We start from the raw sequence: 15,100 nt of genomic DNA, 5'->3' as shown, positions 1-15,100 counted from the left end.
AGCGTGATCCCCGGCGAGACCGTCCACGGCGGCGGCCCGGTCCTCTTCAACGAAGGCCGCCCCGTCACCCGCCTCACCGTCCTCAACGCCGCCGACCGGCCCGTCCAGGTCGGATCCCACTACCACTTCGCCGAGGCCAACCCGGGCCTGCGCTTTGACCGTACGGCCGCCCGCGGACTCCGCCTCGACGTGCCCGCCGGCACCGCCGTCCGCTTCGAGCCCGGCATCCCCGTCGAGGTGGGCCTCGTCCCCCTCGGCGGACTGCGCACCGTGCCCGGACTGCGCGGGGAGACCGGGGGGCCGCTCGATGGGTGAGCTCGGGCGCGCCGCGTACGCGGACCTCTTCGGACCCACCGCAGGCGACCGGATCCGGCTCGCCGACACCGACCTGTTCATCGAGATCGAGCAGGACCTCGCGGGCGGACCGGGACGCTCCGGCGACGAAGCGGTCTTCGGCGGCGGCAAGGTGATCCGCGAGTCCATGGGCCAGGCCCGCACCACGCGCGCCGAGGGCGCTCCCGACACCGTGATCACCGGCGCGGTCGTCCTGGACCACTGGGGGATCGTCAAGGCCGACATCGGCATCCGCGACGGGCTGATCTGCGGCATCGGCAAGGCCGGCAACCCGGACACCATGGACGGCGTCGACCCGGCCCTCGTCATCGGCCCCGAGACGGAGGTCATCGCCGGCAACGGCAGGATCCTCACGGCGGGCGCCGTCGACGCCCACGTCCACTTCATCTCCCCGACCCTCGCCGACGAGGCCCTCGCCTCCGGCGTCACCACCCTCGTCGGCGGCGGCACCGGCCCGGCCGAGGGCACCAAGGCCACCACGGTCACGCCCGGATCCTGGCACCTCGCCCGGATGTTCGCCGCGCTGGAGGCGTACCCGGTCAACGTCGGCCTGCTCGGCAAGGGCAACACCACCTCCCGCGAGGCCCTGCACGCACAGCTGCGCGGCGGCGCGATCGGCTTCAAGATCCACGAGGACTGGGGGGCCACGCCCGCCGCCATCGACACCTGCCTCGGCGTCTGCGAGGAGACCGGCGCCCAGGTCGCCCTGCACACCGACACCCTCAACGAGGCCGGCTTCGTCGCCGACACCCTCGCCGCCGTCGCCGGACGTACCGTCCACGCCTACCACACCGAAGGAGCGGGCGGCGGGCACGCACCGGACATCATCACCGTGGTCTCCGAGCCGTACGTGCTGCCCAGCTCCACCAACCCCACCCGCCCGCACACCGCCAACACCGTCGAGGAGCACCTCGACATGCTGATGGTCTGCCACCACCTCAACCCGGCCGTCCCCGAGGACCTGGCCTTCGCCGAGTCCCGCATCCGGCCCTCGACGATCGCCGCCGAGGACGTCCTGCACGACCTCGGAGCCATCTCGATCATCTCCTCGGACTCGCAGGCCATGGGCCGCATCGGCGAGGTCGTGATGCGCACCTGGCAGACCGCGCACGTGATGAAGCGGCGCCGCGGATTCCTCCCCGGCGACGGCCCCGCCGACAACCACCGCGCCCGCCGGTACGTCGCCAAGTACACGATCAACCCGGCCATCGCCCAGGGCATCGCCCGCGACGTCGGCTCCGTCGAGCCCGGGAAGCTCGCCGACCTCGTCCTGTGGCGGCCCGCGTTCTTCGGCGTCAAGCCCGACACCGTCATCAAGGGCGGCCAGATCGCCTACGCGCAGATGGGCGACGCCAACGCCTCCATCCCCACCCCGCAGCCCGTGCTGCCGCGCCCCATGTACGGCGCCCGCGGCCGCGCCCCCGCCCTGAACTCCCTCAACTTCACGGCGCAGGCCGCCCTCGACGACCGCCTGCCCGAGCGGCTCGGCCTCGGCAAGCGCTTCGCGGCCATCGACAGCACCCGCAAGACCGGCAAGGCCGACATGCGGAACAACGACGCCCTGCCGCGCGTCGAGGTCGACGCCGACACCTTCACCGTCACGATCGACGGCGAGGCCGTCGAACCGGCGCCCGTGGCGGAGCTGCCCATGGCCCAGCGGTACTTCCTCTTCTGATGGGCGGCCCCGCAGCCCTGCTCGTCCTCGCCGACGGCCGCTTCCCCGCCGGAGGGCACGCCCACTCCGGCGGGGCCGAGGCCGCCTGCAAGGCGGGCCGCATCCGCGACGCCGCCTCCCTGGAGGACTTCTGCCGCGGCCGCCTGCACACGGCCGGGCTCACCTCCGCCGCCCTCGCCGCGGCCGCCGCCCTCGGCCTCGACACCGCCCTCCTCGACGCGGCCGCCGACGCCCGCACCCCCGCGCCCGCCCTGCGCACCGCGGCCCGCCGCCTCGGCCGGCAGCTCCTGCGCGCCGCCCGCACCACCTGGCCCTGCCCCGAACTCGACGCGCTGGCCGCGGCGTTCCCGCGCGGCGCCCACCAGCCGGTCGTCCTGGGCGCCACCGCCCGGGCGGCCGGGCTCGGGCCCGCCGAGGCCGCGCAGGTGGCGGCGTACGAGAGCATCAGCGGGCCGGCGACCGCGACGGTGCGGCTCCTCGGCCTGGACCCGTTCGAGGCGAGCGGCGTGCTCGCGCGCCTCGCCGGCGAGGCCGACGCCGTGGCCGTCCGGGCGGAGGCGGCCGCCCGCGCCGCGCCGGCCGAAGGCCCCGGCGCCCTGCCCGCCGCCTCCTCGCCCCTGCTGGAGATCGCCGCGCAAGCCCACGCCGCATGGCCGGTCCGGCTGTTCGCCTCCTGACCCCTCCCGCCACGCTCCCCGGAGACCCGCATGCACCTCGACCACGCCACCGCCTACCCCGAGCGCCACACCCACGGCGCCGGGCCCCTCCGCGCGGACGGCTCCCGCCGCGCCCTGCGCATCGGGCTCGGCGGACCCGTCGGCTCCGGCAAGACGGCCACGGTGGCCGCGCTGTGCCGGGCCCTGCGCGCCGAGCTGTCCATGGCCGTCGTCACCAACGACATCTACACGCGCGAGGACGCCGAGTTCCTGCTCCGCGAGGCCGTCCTGCCGCCCGAGCGGATCACCGCGGTCGAGACCGGAGCCTGCCCGCACACCGCCATCCGCGACGACATCTCCGCGAACCTGGAGGCCGTCGAGGAACTGGAGGAGGCCCTCGGCCCGCTGGACCTGGTCCTCGTCGAGTCCGGCGGCGACAACCTCACCGCCACCTTCTCCCGCGGCCTCGTCGACGCCCAGGTCTTCGTCATCGACGTGGCCGGCGGCGACGACATCCCCCGCAAGGGGGGCCCGGGCGTCACCACCGCCGACCTGCTGGTCGTCAACAAGACCGACCTCGCCCCGCACGTCGGGTCCGACCTGGACCGGATGGCCCGCGACGCCGCCGACCAGCGCGGCCCGCTGCCCGTCGTCTTCCAGTCCCTGCGCGGAGCGGACGGCGTCGCCCCCGTCGCCGCGTGGGTCCGCGAGCAGTACGCCGCCTGGGCCGCGCGGTGACCGGCGCGCCGCCCGCCGCGGCGCCGGCGGGCGTGCGCGCCACCGCCCGGATCCGCGCCGTCGCCGACGGCCGCGGCGGCACCGCCCTGCCCGTCCTCGCCGGCGAGGGGCCGCTGGCCCTGCGCCGCGTCCGCACCGACGCCGGCTCCCGCGGCGAGGCCGGCGTCATGCTGGTCGGCGCGATGAGCGCCCCGCTCGGCGGCGACAGCCTCGCCGTCGACGCCGAGGCGGGGCCGGGGGCGCGGCTCGCCCTGGGCACGGCGGCCGCCACGCTCGCCCTGCCCGGCCGGGGCGGTGCGCCCGCCAGGTACCGCGTACGCCTGGCCGTCGCCGCGGGGGCGGCGGTGCGCTGGCTTCCCGAGCCGCTCGTCTCGGTCCGCGGCAGCGACCTGGCGGTGCACACCCGCGTCGAACTCGCCGCCGGGGCCCGGCTGGTGCTGCGCGAGGAGCAGGTGCTGGGGCGCACGGGCGAGGCGCCGGGCCTGCTGCGCAGCCGGCTCACCGCCGACCTGGCCGGCCGGCCGCTGCTGGACCAGGAGCTGGCCTGCGGGCCGGGCGCGCCCGGCGGCTGGGACGGGCCGGCGGGGCTGGCCGGGCACCGGGCGGCCGGTCAGCTCCTCGTCGTGGACCCGGAGTTCGCCGCGGCGCCGCCGGCCGCGGCGGTGCTGGGGGAGTACGCCGTGGCGATGCCGCTGGCCGGCCCGGCCGTGCTGGTCTCGGTGCTCGCGCCGGACGCGCTCGCGCTGCGCCGGGTTCTCGATGCGGCGTGTCGTACGTACGGCCGGTGACCGGCGGGCCAGCCTGGGGCGCAGGGTACCGCTCAGCGGTGTCGGCCTGACCGGTTATCGGGTTGGCAAAGAACCCGACCGCGGCCTGTCGGCGGACGAGGACCAGGCGAAAGGATCCTGCCTGCACGCGCACGACCAACCCGACCCGGCCCGGCCGACCTCGGACGGGCCGCACGATGCAGGGGGAACGACCACGTGACAAGCAAAGCGGCGCTGGGGAGCGCCGCCTTCTCCATCACCGCGGCCCTGGCCGCCGGGCTGCTGCTCGCCCCGCCGGCCTCCGCGGCGCCGTCCCGGGGCGGCACCGTTCCGGAAGCGCTCGGCGTGCAGATCGCCGCAGCCCGCGCCGCACGCGCCGGGATCGACTGGAGGGACTGCCCGGCCGACTGGGGCCTCGCCGCCCCGATCCAGTGCGGCTGGGTCAAGGTCCCGCTCGACTACGCCAAGCCGTTCGGCAAGACCATCGACATCGCGGTCGACCGGGCCGTCAGCACGGGCACCAAGGAGGAGCGCCAGGGCGCCCTCGTCTACAACCCGGGCGGCCCGGGCGGCTCGGGCCTGCGCTTCCCCCGCCGGTCCACGACCAACTCGCCGCTGTGGGTGAACACCGCCAAGGCGTACGACTTCGTGGGCTTCGACCCGCGCGGCGTCGGCCACTCGGCGCCCGTCTCCTGCATCGACCCGCAGGAGTTCGTGCGGGCCCCCAAGGCCGACCCGGTCCCGGACACCGAGGCCGACAAGACCGCCCAGCGCAGGCTCGCCGCAGCGTACGCTGACGGCTGCAAGCAGCGCAGCGGCGAGATGCTGCCGCACATGACCACCCCGAACAGCGCGCGCGACCTGGACGTCATCCGCGCCGCCCTCGGCGAGCGGAAGCTGAACTTCCTCGGCGTCTCGTACGGCAGCTACCTCGGCGGGGTCTACGCCACCCTCTTCCCGACCCACGTGCGCCGCATGATCGTCGACAGCGTGGTCGACCCGTCCCGGGAGAACATCTGGTACGAGGCCAACCTCGGCCAGGACGTCGCCTTCCAGACCCGCTGGAACGACTGGCTCGACTGGGTCGCCGAGAACGACGCGGCCTTCCGCCTCGGCGGGACCCGCGCCGCGGTCGAGGCCCGGTGGCAGCAGCTGCGCGCCCAGGCGAAGGCCGACCCGCTCGGCGGAGTCGCCGGCCCGGCCGAGCTCGTCAACTTCTTCCAGGCCGCCCCGTACTACGACTCCTCCTGGGTGCCGGTCGCCCAGGCCTTCAGCGCCTGGGCCGCCGGCGACCCGCAGCCGCTGATCGAGGCGATCACCCCGGACATGTCCGACGTCCGGGGCAACGCCGCCGCGGAGAACGGCAACGCCGTCTACACGGCCGTCGAGTGCACCGACGCCAAGTGGCCGACCAGCTGGGCCAGGTGGGACCGGGACAACACCGCGCTGCACGCCAAGTACCCGTTCCTGACCTGGTCGAACGCCTGGATGAACCTGCCCTGCGCGACCTGGGGGTCGAAGCAGCACACCCCGATCGAGGTCGGCGCCCGCCGAGGCCTGCCGCCCGTCCTCATCGTCCAGTCCGAGCGCGACGCCGCCACTCCGTACCGGGGCGCGGTCGAGCTGCACCGGCGCCTCGCCGGCTCGCGCCTGATCACCGAGCGGGCCGCCGGCTCGCACGGCGTCACGAGCCTGGCGAACCCCTGCATCAACACCCGGGTCGACGCCTACCTGCTGCACGGGAGGACCGACGCCCGGGACGTGGTCTGCGACCCGCACGCCGCCCCGGTCGCACCGGCCCCGGCCGCCGCCCGGTCGCTCGCCGGGGACCCCGCGGCGCCGTTCCCGCCCCGGGAGGAGCTGCCCGTCGTCCGGTGACCCCGGCCCGGCCCCTCGCCCGTGCGGAAGGCGGCTCAGCGCGTCCTGCGCCGGGCCGCCTTCCGCGCCTCCTCCGCCTCGGCCTTCACCTCGGCGGCGTACCGGTCGACGTACTCCTGGCCCGACAGCTCCAGGATCGCGTACATGATCTCGTCGGTGACGGCGCGCAGCACCGCCCGCTCGCCCTCCATCCCGGCGTACCGCGAGAAGTCCAGCGGCCGGCCGAAGCGGATGGTGACCCGCCTGATCCTCGGGATCTTCCGGCCCGGCGGCTGCACCTCGAACGTGCCGACCATCGCGCACGGCACCACGGGCACCCCGGCGCCCAGCGCCATCGCCGCCACCCCGACCTTGCCCTTGTACAGCCGCCCGTCGTGCGAGCGGGTGCCCTCCGGGTAGATCCCCAGCAGCTCGCCGCGGGAGAGCACCTCCAGGCCCTCGCGCAGCGCTGCCCGGCCGGCCTCCCTGCCCGACCGGTCGACGGGGATCTGGCCGGCGCTGCGGAAGAAGAAGGCGGTCAGCCGGCCCTTCAGCCCGGGCCCCGTGAAGTACTCGGCCTTCGCGAGGAAGGTGATCCGCCGCCGGAGGACCGCGGGCATGAGGAAGTGGTCGGAGAAGGACAGGTGGTTGCCCGCGACGATCGCGGCCCCCTCGTCCGGGACGTACTCCAGCCCCTCGATCCGGGGCCGGAACAGCAGCCGCAGCAGCGGACCCAGGAACACGTGCTTGAGCAAGAGGTAGAACACCGGCAGCTCCCGTCGCCCCGTCCCGTCGTCACCGCCATCGTACGGACGGACGGGCCCCCGGGACGGCGCGGCAGCGCGGCGGCACGGCGGCTGCCGGCCCGGCCGGGAACCGGCCCGGGCCGCGGCGCGCGGGCGCCTGGTCAGCCGCTGCGGGCGGCGCCCATGGCTGCGGTGAGGAGCCCCAGGACCACCCAGCCGAACCACAGCCAGCCGTTGCTGCCGAGGGCCACGGAGTAGGTGGCGACGGCGATGAGGGCGGCGAAGGTCATGACGGCCATCGCCTTGACGGAACCGGTCATGCCCCATGGTCGCGCGCGGAGGCGCCCACGCGCTACTGACGCGCGCGGAGCGACGCCAGATAGGCGTTGTACGCCTCCAGCTCGGCGTCGCCGTCGCGGTCGGCGGCACGGTCGGCGCGCTTCGCCGCCCGCTGCTCGGAGTGGTACCACTGGTACATCAGGGCGATCAGCACCAGCACCGAGGGGATCTCGCTGAAGGCCCAGGCGATGCCGCCGCCCCACTGCTGGTCGAGCAGCGGGTCGATGCCGAGCGAGGCCGGCGGGTTGCTGTACGTACCGATCATCGGCTCGCTCGCCATCATCAGCGCGATGCCGAAGAAGGCGTGGAAGGGCATCCCTGCGAAGAGCTCCAGCATGCGCATCACGTAGCCGGGGCGGTGCGGTCCCGGGTCCACGCCCATGATCGGCCAGAAGAACACCAGGCCGACGGCCAGGAAGTGGACCATCATCCCGATGTGGCCGGGCTTGCTCTCCATCAGGAAGTCGAAGAGCGGGGTGAAGTACAGGGCGTAGAGGCTGGCGATGAACATGGGGATGGTGAACGCAGGGTGGGTGACCACCCGCATGTAGCGGCTGTGCAGCAGCGCCAGCAGCAGTTCCCGCGGGCCCTTGCGGCCGCGGCCGGCCGGCGGCAGCGCGCGGAGGGCGAGCGTCACCGGGGCGCCCAGCAGCAGCAGGATCGGCGACAGCATGCTGATCACCATGTGCTGCACCATGTGCACGCTGAACATGACCATGCCGTAGTCGTTGAGCTTGGTGCACATCATCAGCGCCACGCTGAGCACGCCCGCGCAGAAGGCGACGATCCGCCCCGCGGGCCAGGCGTCCCCGCGCCGCCTGAGCCGCACCACGCCCCACAGGTAGAGGCCGAGGCCGACGAGCGAGCCGATCAGGAAGAACGCGTCGAAGGAGAACTCCAGAGCACGGCCCAGCGTGAACGGCGGCAGGTCCATGTGCGTGTGCATGCCCGAGCCGTGACCGCTGTGATCCATCTGTTCACTCCCTTGACCGTGGTGCCCCACCACAGTAGTGCCGCCCCCGTACGCGCTTGCGTCCGGGGGCGGCGACAGAAGGGGAGAAAGGTCACAGAACGGTCTGCGCCTCGTCGTAGCGCTCCGCCGGGACCGTCTTCAGGCTCTCCACCGCGCGGGCGAGCGGCACCATCTCGATCTCCGTGCCGCGCAGCGCGGTCAGCATCCCGAACTCTCCGCGGTGCGCCGCCTCCACCGCGTGCCAGCCGAAGCGGGTGGCCAGCACCCGGTCGTACGCGGTCGGGGTGCCGCCGCGCTGGACGTGGCCGAGGATGACCGGGCGGGCCTCCTTGCCGAGGCGGCGCTCCAGCTCCACCGCCAGGATGTTGCCGATGCCGGCGAAGCGCTCGTGACCGTACTGGTCGGTGCCGCCCTCCGTGTACTCCATGGTGCCGGGCCGCGGCTTCGCGCCCTCGGCGACGACGACGATCGCGAAACGCTTGCCCGCGGAGAAGCGCTCGCCGACGATCCCGGCCAGCTCCTCGATGTCGAACGGACGCTCCGGCACGACGATGGCGTGCGCGCCGGCCGCCATGCCCGAGTGCAGGGCGATCCAGCCGGTGTGGCGGCCCATGACCTCCACGACCATCACCCGCTGGTGGGACTCGGCGGTCGTCTTCAGCCGGTCCAGCGCCTCCGTGGCGACGCCGACAGCCGTGTCGAAGCCGAAGGTGACGTCCGTCGAGGCGATGTCGTTGTCGATGGTCTTCGGCACGCCCACGATCGGCAGGCCGCCCTGCGAGAGTAGGTTCGCCGCCTTCAGCGTGCCCTCGCCGCCGATCGGGATGATGGCGTCCAGGCCGAGGTCCGCGACGTGGCCGCGGGCCCGCTCCACGCCGTCGCGCAGGTGCGCGGGCTGGACGCGGGAGGAGCCGAGGATGGTGCCGCCGCGGGCGAGGATGCCGGCCACCGCGTCGAGGTCGAGCTTGCGGTAGTCCGCCTCCAGGAGCCCGCGCCAGCCGTCGTGGAAGCCGATGACCTCGTCGCCGTGGTCGACGACGGCGCGGTGCACGACGGAGCGGATGACGGCGTTGAGGCCGGGGCAGTCGCCACCGGAAGTGAGCACACCAATGCGCATGGCAGGAAGACCTTTGCAACGTGGGCCGACGACCGGACCACGTCGTCCGGTTGGAACTACCTGTCACCCTACTAGCGGATCGGCACCGCACTGAACCATCGTCCGCATGACGGTCGGGTTCCTCGTACGAACGCACATCGGCCCGGATCCCCCGAGGGGAATCCGGGCCGAACGCCGGGCGTACCCGGGGTTACGCGGGCTGCGTCGCCGCGGCGATGCGCTCCGCTCGCAGCGCGTCGTACCAGCGGTCGTCGATGGGCGGCAGTGCGTTCACGTCGAGGGCCAGCTTCAGCAGCAGGTCCGCGATGAGCGGGTTGCGGGCCATGACGGGGCCGTGCATGTACGTGCCGAACACCGTCTCGTTGTACGCACCCTCGGTGCCGTCGCCCGTGCCGTTGCCGCGGCCCAGGCGGGTGCGGGCGAACGCCTTGGCGCCGGGGCCGAGGTGCGTGACGCCCTGGTGGTTCTCGAAGCCCGTCAGCTGCGGCAGGCCGAGCTGCGGGTCGATGTCCGCGAGGACGTCGCCGACGCAGCGCTCGCCCTCGCCGCGGACGGTGACGACGTCCAGCAGGCCGAGGCCCTGCTGCCGCTCGCCCATGTCGTTGACGAACTCGTTGCCCAGGATCTGGTAGCCGGCGCACACCGAGAACACGATCGCCCCGTTCGAGACGGCCCGCTCCAGGCCGCCGTCGCGCACCAGGCGCTCGGCGGCGAGCCGCTGCGGGCGGTCCTCGCCGCCGCCGATCAGGTAGATGTCGCCCGAGGTCGGGATCGGCTGGTCGCTGCGCACGTCCACGCGCTGCACGTCCAGGCCGCGCCGGCGCGCCCGGCGCTCCACCACGAGAACGTTGCCCTGGTCTCCGTACGTGCTGAGCAGGTCGGGGTAGACCCACACCAGGCGCAGGCTGTTGTCGCTCATGCTCTTGTCCTCTATGGGTGGCTAGTTGCCGACGCGGCGGCGCACGTCCTGGAAGGCGGTGTAGTTGGCGATCAGCTCGATCTGGCCGGGCGGGGCGAGCTGCACGGCCTCGTCGAGGGTCTCGCAGACCCGGAAGTCCAGGCCGGCGACCTCGAGGCGGACGGCCAGGTCGAGCCGGCGGTCGCCGATCACGAAGATCGGGTGGCCGGCGAGGCGCGGGTAGTCCACGTCCCACAGCCACGAGGTGTCCGTGCCGTCGGCGCCGCGGGCGTTGACCGAGAGGATCACCGGGGCGGGCGGCTGGTCGATCAGCGAAAACGTTTCGAGCCAGCCCGCCGGGTTCTTGGCGAGCAGCAGCCGCAGCTCGCGGTTCTGGAACTGCACCACGTCGTACCGGCCGGCGACCGCCTGCACCTGGTACATCCGCTCCAGCGCGACCTGCGGCGGCACGCCGAAGACGGCGGCCACGGCGGCCGAGGTGGCCGCGTTCGCCTTGTTGGCGCGGCCCGGCAGCTGGAGGCTGATGGGCCACGCCGAGCCGTGCGGGTCGAGGACGTGGTCGCCGGAGAGCACCCAGCTCGGGGCGGGCCGGCGGAAGCCGCACTCGCCGCAGAACCAGTCGTCGCCGGGGCGCTGCATCACGCCGCCGCAGGAGGGGCACGACCAAGCGTCGTCCTTCCACTCCTGGCCGGCGGCCACCCACACCACGTTCTGCGAGGAGGAGGCCGACCACACGATCAGGGGGTCGTCGCAGTTGGCGACGATGACCGCCTTGGAGCCGGCCAGCCCCTCGCGCCACTTCTCCGCGAGCATGCGGGTCTCGGCGGCGCGGTCCAGCTGGTCGCGCGAGAGGTTCAGCAGCGCGATCGCCTTCGGGGTGACGTCCCGGGCGACCCCGGCCAGGTACTTCTCGTCCACCTCGATGACGCCGTACTTGGCGTCCGAGCCGCCTGCGAGGGCGGAGGTGATGCCGGCAGGCATGTTCGCGCCGAGGGCGTTGGAGACCACCGGCCCGCTGGCCCGCAGGGCCTCGGCGATCAGGCGCGTCGTCGTGGTCTTGCCGTTGGTGGCGGAGACGAGGACGACGTCGAGGTGCTGCGCGAGCGCTCCGAGGAGGTCGGGGTCAAGTTTGAGTGCGACCTTGCCGCCGATCACCGATCCGCTTCCGCGCCCCGCGGCCCGCGACACCGCCGCCGCGGCCCTGCCCGCCGTCACGGCCAGCTTGGCGCGCGGCGAAAGCGGCTCTGTGTTGCCTGCCATCGTCCCTAGTCCTCCTTGCGTCGACCGGCCCCAGCCTATCCAGTACCGGCCGGGGCCCTGACCGCGGCGCCCCCGGGCCGCCGCGGATCTCCTCATATATTCGCCCGTCGTAGGCTTGGCGCCATGCGACAGCGCGTCATCCCCGGGACCTCCGGCACCGTCCGCACCATGAGCCTCCTGGGCGATCCGGTGCTCCACTCGCCGTGCGCGGAGGTGACCGATTTCGGCCCCGCCCTCGGCGCGCTGGTCGAGGACATGTTCGCCACCATGTACGCCGCCGAAGGCGTCGGCCTGGCCGCGAACCAGATCGGCGTGGGGCTGCGGGTGTTCGTCTACGACTGCCCCGACGACGAGGACGTCCGGCACGTGGGCCACGTCGTCAACCCGCGCCTCGTCGAGGCCGGCGGGGACGAGTACCTCGGCCCCGAGGGCTGCCTCTCCCTCCCCGGCCTGGAGGCCGGCACGCCCCGCTTCGACCGCGCGGTCGTCGAGGGGGCCACCGCGGACGGCGCCCCGGTGCGGATCACCGGCACCGGGTTCTTCGCCCGCTGCCTCCAGCACGAGTGCGACCACCTCGAAGGCGCCGTGTACGCGCAGCGGGTCACCGGCATGCGGGGCCGCCGGCTGCGGCGGGCGATCCGCAGGACGCCCTGGGGCGCCCGCGGCCTGCACGCGCTGGAGGACTGACCTCCCTGGGCCGTGCGAACCGGCCGCGCACGGCACGCGTACGGCCTAGGGGGGTTGCTAGAGTCCCGCACGGCACCCAGGACTCTCGCAACGCCCTCAGAAGCCGGGGCCGTCCGCGCGGTCGCCGGCGGTGGCCAGCCTGCCCCACAGCAGGTCGGTCAGGCCCGAGACCAACTCCTCGCGGGTGCACGGGCGTTCGCCGAGCCACCAGTCGCCGGCCGCGTGCATCATGCCGACGATCCCGTGCCCCCAGATACGGGCCAGCCGCTCCCCGCCGGGGCCCAGGTCCACGCGCTCGCTGATCACCTCGGCCAGCTCCTCGCCGAGCCGGCGCAGGAGCGGGGCGGAGTGCCGTCCGACGTCGAAGCCGGTTTCTGCGCCGTGCGAGTCCTCGGTGGGGTGCATCAGGAAGCGGTAGACCTGGGGGCGTGCCTCGATCGCCGCGAGGTAGGTGTGCAGCGTGGACTCCACCCGGCGGCGGCGCTCGGCGGGCGCGTCGAGGGCGGCGCGCAGCGAGCCGAGCAGGGCGTCGGTGTGCCGCACGGCCAGGGCCTGGTAGAGGCCGGCCTTGTCGCCGAAGTGCCGGTAGAGGATCGGCTTGGTGATGCCGGCCTCGGCGGCGATGGCGTTCATGGACGCCTTGGGGCCGTCCCTGAGGACGACGCGGTCGGCCGCTTCGAGCAGCTCCCGGCGGCGGCGTTCGGCCGTACCCGGTTCGCCGGCCTGCTGCGTGGTGTCCATGACGTGTTCTCTCCCCGCCCTTGCGATGGTGCGTGACGCCCACGCAACGTAACACCCCGGGCACCTCGGCAGATGAACCGGCCGGTGCGGGCCGGGCCGCGCTTGACACTGACTACTCGCCGGTAACAGACTGTGGCCACCGTAGAGGTTACCGCCAGTAACGCACTGGCGGGTGCGCTGTTGGAGGGGACATGGCGGAGTTCACCATGGAGCTCAACGAGGACCAGAGGCAGGTCCGGGACTGGATCCACGGCTTCGCCGCCGACGTCATCCGGCCCGCCGCCGCCGAGTGGGACGAGCGGGAGGAGACGCCCTGGCCCGTCATCCAGGAGGCCGCCAAGGTCGGCATCTACTCCCTCGACTTCTATGCCCAGCAGTACTTCGACCCCACCGGCCTCGGCGTCCCGATGGCCATGGAGGAGCTGTTCTGGGGCGACGCGGGCATCGCCCTGTCGATCGTGGGCACGGGCCTCGCCGCCATCGGCGTCCTCGCCAACGGCACCGAGGAGCAGATCGGCACCTGGATCCCCCAGATGTACGGCACCCCGGACGACGTGAAGGTCGCCGCCTTCTGCTCCTCGGAGCCCGACGCCGGCTCCGACGTCGGCTCCATGCGCACCCGGGCCGTCTACGACCAGGCCAAGGACGAGTGGGTCCTCAACGGGACGAAGACCTGGGCCACCAACGGCGGCATCGCCAACGTCCACATCGTCGTCGCCGTCGTCGATCCCGGCCTCGGCACCAAGGGGCACGCCTCCTTCATCGTCCCGCCCGGCACCCCCGGCCTCTCCCAGGGCCAGAAGTTCAAGAAGCACGGCATCCGCGCCTCCCACACCGCGGAGGTCGTCCTGGAGGACGTGCGGGTCCCCGGTTCCTGCCTGCTCGGCGGCAAGGAGAAGCTCGACGACCGGCTCGCCCGCGCCCGCGAGAGCGCCCGGGCCGGCGGGGAGCGCGTCAGGAACGCCGCCATGGCCACCTTCGAGGCCTCCCGCCCCGCCGTCGGCGCCATGGCGGTGGGCACCGCCCGCGCGGCGTACGAGGTCGCCCTCGACTACGCGAAGACCCGCACCCAGTTCGGCCGGCCGATCATCGACAACCAGGGCGTCGCCTTCCAGTTGGCCGACATGCGCACGCAGATCGACGCGGCCCGCCTGCTGGTCTGGCGCGCCTCCTGGATGGCGGTCGCCGGGCGGCCGTTCACCTCCGCCGAGGGCTCCATGTCGAAGCTGTACGCGAGCGAGGTGGCCAAGAAGGTCACCGCCCAGGCCGTGCAGATCCTCGGCGGCAACGGCTACACCCGCGAGTACCCGGTGGAGCGGATGCACCGCGACGCCGCCATCTACACCATCTTCGAGGGCACGAGCGAGATCCAGCGCCTCGTCATCGCCCGCACCCTCTCCGGCATGCCGATCCGCTAGCGGGTCGGCCGGTCCAGCGGCCGCAGGCAGCGCAGGGAGCCGTCCTCCGGGGTGTACTCCAGGGCGGCGATGTAGTCGCCGTTCGCGCAGGGTGCCCCGTGGACCCGGTACTGGGCGTCGGGCGAGGAGCAGTCCACGACCAGCAGTTTCTGCTCCTTCCAGTCGCCGACGTTGCGCACGCACCGGTCGGTGGCCAGCGGCTGCGGCTTCTCGTCGCCGCCCGCCAGCAGGCCGATGACGATCAGCGTCGGCAGGGCGAACGACACCAGCACGACCGCGGCGAGGACGAGCAGGGCCGGGGGACGCCGCCACAGCGGCTTCCCCGGGTCCAGCGGCCGCAAGATGCCGTTCGCCGGGGGCGGAAGCCGGTAGTACGCCGCCCGGGGGCCCAGGTTCATCAGCAGGGTCACCGGGGTGATGAACAGCGACAGCGGCCCCCACCAGCCCTGCCACAGGGTGTCCGACTGCATCCCGCGGTAGGTGGCCAGCCCGCAGTCGCGGCACAGCGGCCCCTCCGTCCGCAGGAAGCGCATCAGCACGAACATGCCCTGGTGGCCGCGCACCGTCCCGCGGACCGCGGGCACCGAGCCGCAGATCCGGCAGTCCGGCACCCCCGCCGGGCCCACGGGCATCCCGTACGGGCCCTGCGGCGCCACCGGAGGCGGCCCGGGCACCGGCGGGTACGGCCCCGGCCCCTGCTGCGGGACGTGGGAGCCGTACGGCGGCCCGTACTGCGGCCCGTACTGCGGCCCGTGCTGCGCGTACGGGCCCGCGCCGTGCTGCGGGGGCGGTGTGGCCACGGGTTCCTCCTCGGTGCTGCGGCGGCTGCCGGAAGCGGTGATCACGGAACCCT

At 73.9% G+C, this 15,100-nt stretch carries 16 protein-coding genes; 8 read left to right on the top strand and 8 right to left on the bottom strand.

Translation table 11 applies throughout. From position 1 onward, the window contains the following. Window positions 1-3 precede the first annotated feature (3 nt). The 6 genes from C0216_RS19680 (at window position 4) to C0216_RS19655 (ending at window position 6,068) form a co-directional block, all read left to right on the top strand. Entirely contained in the window at window positions 4-315 is a 312-nt protein-coding gene (locus C0216_RS19680) for an urease subunit beta (RefSeq protein ID WP_114056555.1), read from the top strand. Beyond that, window positions 308-2,029, top strand: a complete 1,722-nt coding sequence (locus C0216_RS19675) for an urease subunit alpha (RefSeq protein ID WP_114056554.1) — start codon at window positions 308-310, stop codon at window positions 2,027-2,029. The genes C0216_RS19680 and C0216_RS19675 overlap by 8 nt, the downstream gene beginning before the upstream one ends. Then, window positions 2,029-2,706, top strand: a complete 678-nt coding sequence (locus C0216_RS19670) for an urease accessory protein UreF (protein WP_114056553.1) — start codon at window positions 2,029-2,031, stop codon at window positions 2,704-2,706. The genes C0216_RS19675 and C0216_RS19670 overlap by 1 nt, the downstream gene beginning before the upstream one ends. A gap of 30 nt (window positions 2,707-2,736) precedes the next feature. Further along, on the top strand, window positions 2,737-3,423 hold the full coding sequence (gene ureG, locus C0216_RS19665; RefSeq protein ID WP_114056552.1) for an urease accessory protein UreG: 687 nt from the start codon (window positions 2,737-2,739) through the stop codon (window positions 3,421-3,423). After that, window positions 3,420-4,211, top strand: a complete 792-nt coding sequence (locus C0216_RS19660) for an urease accessory protein UreD (protein WP_428985494.1) — start codon at window positions 3,420-3,422, stop codon at window positions 4,209-4,211. The genes ureG and C0216_RS19660 overlap by 4 nt, the downstream gene beginning before the upstream one ends. Window positions 4,212-4,406: 195 nt before the next feature. Then, the gene (locus C0216_RS19655; RefSeq protein WP_114056551.1) at window positions 4,407-6,068 is read left to right on the top strand and encodes an alpha/beta hydrolase; all 1,662 of its coding nucleotides are present in this window, start codon (window positions 4,407-4,409) and stop codon (window positions 6,066-6,068) included. Window positions 6,069-6,103: 35 nt separating this feature from the next. On the opposite strand, the gene C0216_RS19650 is transcribed toward C0216_RS19655, so the two are convergent. The 6 genes from C0216_RS19650 to C0216_RS19630 all read right to left on the bottom strand — a co-directional run bounded on the left by C0216_RS19650 (window position 6,104) and on the right by C0216_RS19630 (window position 11,401). Next, a complete protein-coding gene (locus tag C0216_RS19650; RefSeq protein ID WP_114056550.1) occupies window positions 6,104-6,814 on the bottom strand; it encodes a lysophospholipid acyltransferase family protein in 711 nt (236 codons plus the stop codon). Between the two features lie 140 nt (window positions 6,815-6,954). Then, window positions 6,955-7,113, bottom strand: coding sequence for a hypothetical protein (locus C0216_RS33910; RefSeq protein WP_174250425.1), 159 nt, complete (start codon window positions 7,111-7,113; stop codon window positions 6,955-6,957). 32 nt (window positions 7,114-7,145) lie between these two features. Next, the gene (locus C0216_RS19645) at window positions 7,146-8,105 is read right to left on the bottom strand and encodes a cytochrome c oxidase assembly protein (protein ID WP_114056549.1); all 960 of its coding nucleotides are present in this window, start codon (window positions 8,103-8,105) and stop codon (window positions 7,146-7,148) included. A 91-nt stretch (window positions 8,106-8,196) separates the two neighbouring features. Beyond that, window positions 8,197-9,222: a 6-phosphofructokinase gene (locus C0216_RS19640; protein WP_114056548.1), complete on the bottom strand. Its 1,026-nt coding sequence runs from the start codon at window positions 9,220-9,222 to the stop codon at window positions 8,197-8,199. Window positions 9,223-9,412: 190 nt separating this feature from the next. Further along, window positions 9,413-10,141 (bottom strand): type 1 glutamine amidotransferase, encoded by a 729-nt coding sequence (locus tag C0216_RS19635; RefSeq protein ID WP_114056547.1) that lies wholly within the window; start codon window positions 10,139-10,141, stop codon window positions 9,413-9,415. Window positions 10,142-10,162: 21 nt separating this feature from the next. Then, window positions 10,163-11,401, bottom strand: a complete 1,239-nt coding sequence (locus C0216_RS19630) for a MurT ligase domain-containing protein (protein WP_114056546.1) — start codon at window positions 11,399-11,401, stop codon at window positions 10,163-10,165. Between the two features lie 123 nt (window positions 11,402-11,524). Between C0216_RS19630 and def the strand changes: the two genes are divergently transcribed. Continuing rightward, complete coding sequence (gene def, locus C0216_RS19625) at window positions 11,525-12,088, top strand: peptide deformylase (RefSeq protein WP_114056545.1); 564 nt, start codon at window positions 11,525-11,527, stop codon at window positions 12,086-12,088. Between the two features lie 96 nt (window positions 12,089-12,184). Here def and C0216_RS19620 read toward each other — a convergent pair whose 3' ends face one another. Further along, the gene (locus C0216_RS19620; RefSeq protein WP_114056544.1) at window positions 12,185-12,829 is read right to left on the bottom strand and encodes a TetR family transcriptional regulator; all 645 of its coding nucleotides are present in this window, start codon (window positions 12,827-12,829) and stop codon (window positions 12,185-12,187) included. Window positions 12,830-13,020: 191 nt separating this feature from the next. Here C0216_RS19620 and C0216_RS19615 point away from each other — a divergent pair, with 191 nt between their 5' ends. After that, the gene (locus C0216_RS19615) at window positions 13,021-14,247 is read left to right on the top strand and encodes an acyl-CoA dehydrogenase family protein (protein ID WP_114056543.1); all 1,227 of its coding nucleotides are present in this window, start codon (window positions 13,021-13,023) and stop codon (window positions 14,245-14,247) included. On the opposite strand, the gene C0216_RS19610 is transcribed toward C0216_RS19615, so the two are convergent. Beyond that, window positions 14,244-15,047 (bottom strand): LppU/SCO3897 family protein, encoded by an 804-nt coding sequence (locus C0216_RS19610; protein ID WP_114056542.1) that lies wholly within the window; start codon window positions 15,045-15,047, stop codon window positions 14,244-14,246. The genes C0216_RS19615 and C0216_RS19610 overlap by 4 nt on opposite strands. Window positions 15,048-15,100: the final 53 nt, after the last annotated feature.

Source organism: Streptomyces globosus (assembly GCF_003325375.1).
GTDB lineage: Bacteria > Actinomycetota > Actinomycetes > Streptomycetales > Streptomycetaceae > Streptomyces > Streptomyces globosus_A.
Note: the sequence above shows the minus strand (reverse complement) of the source record. Positions and strands in the feature narration are given on the sequence as shown.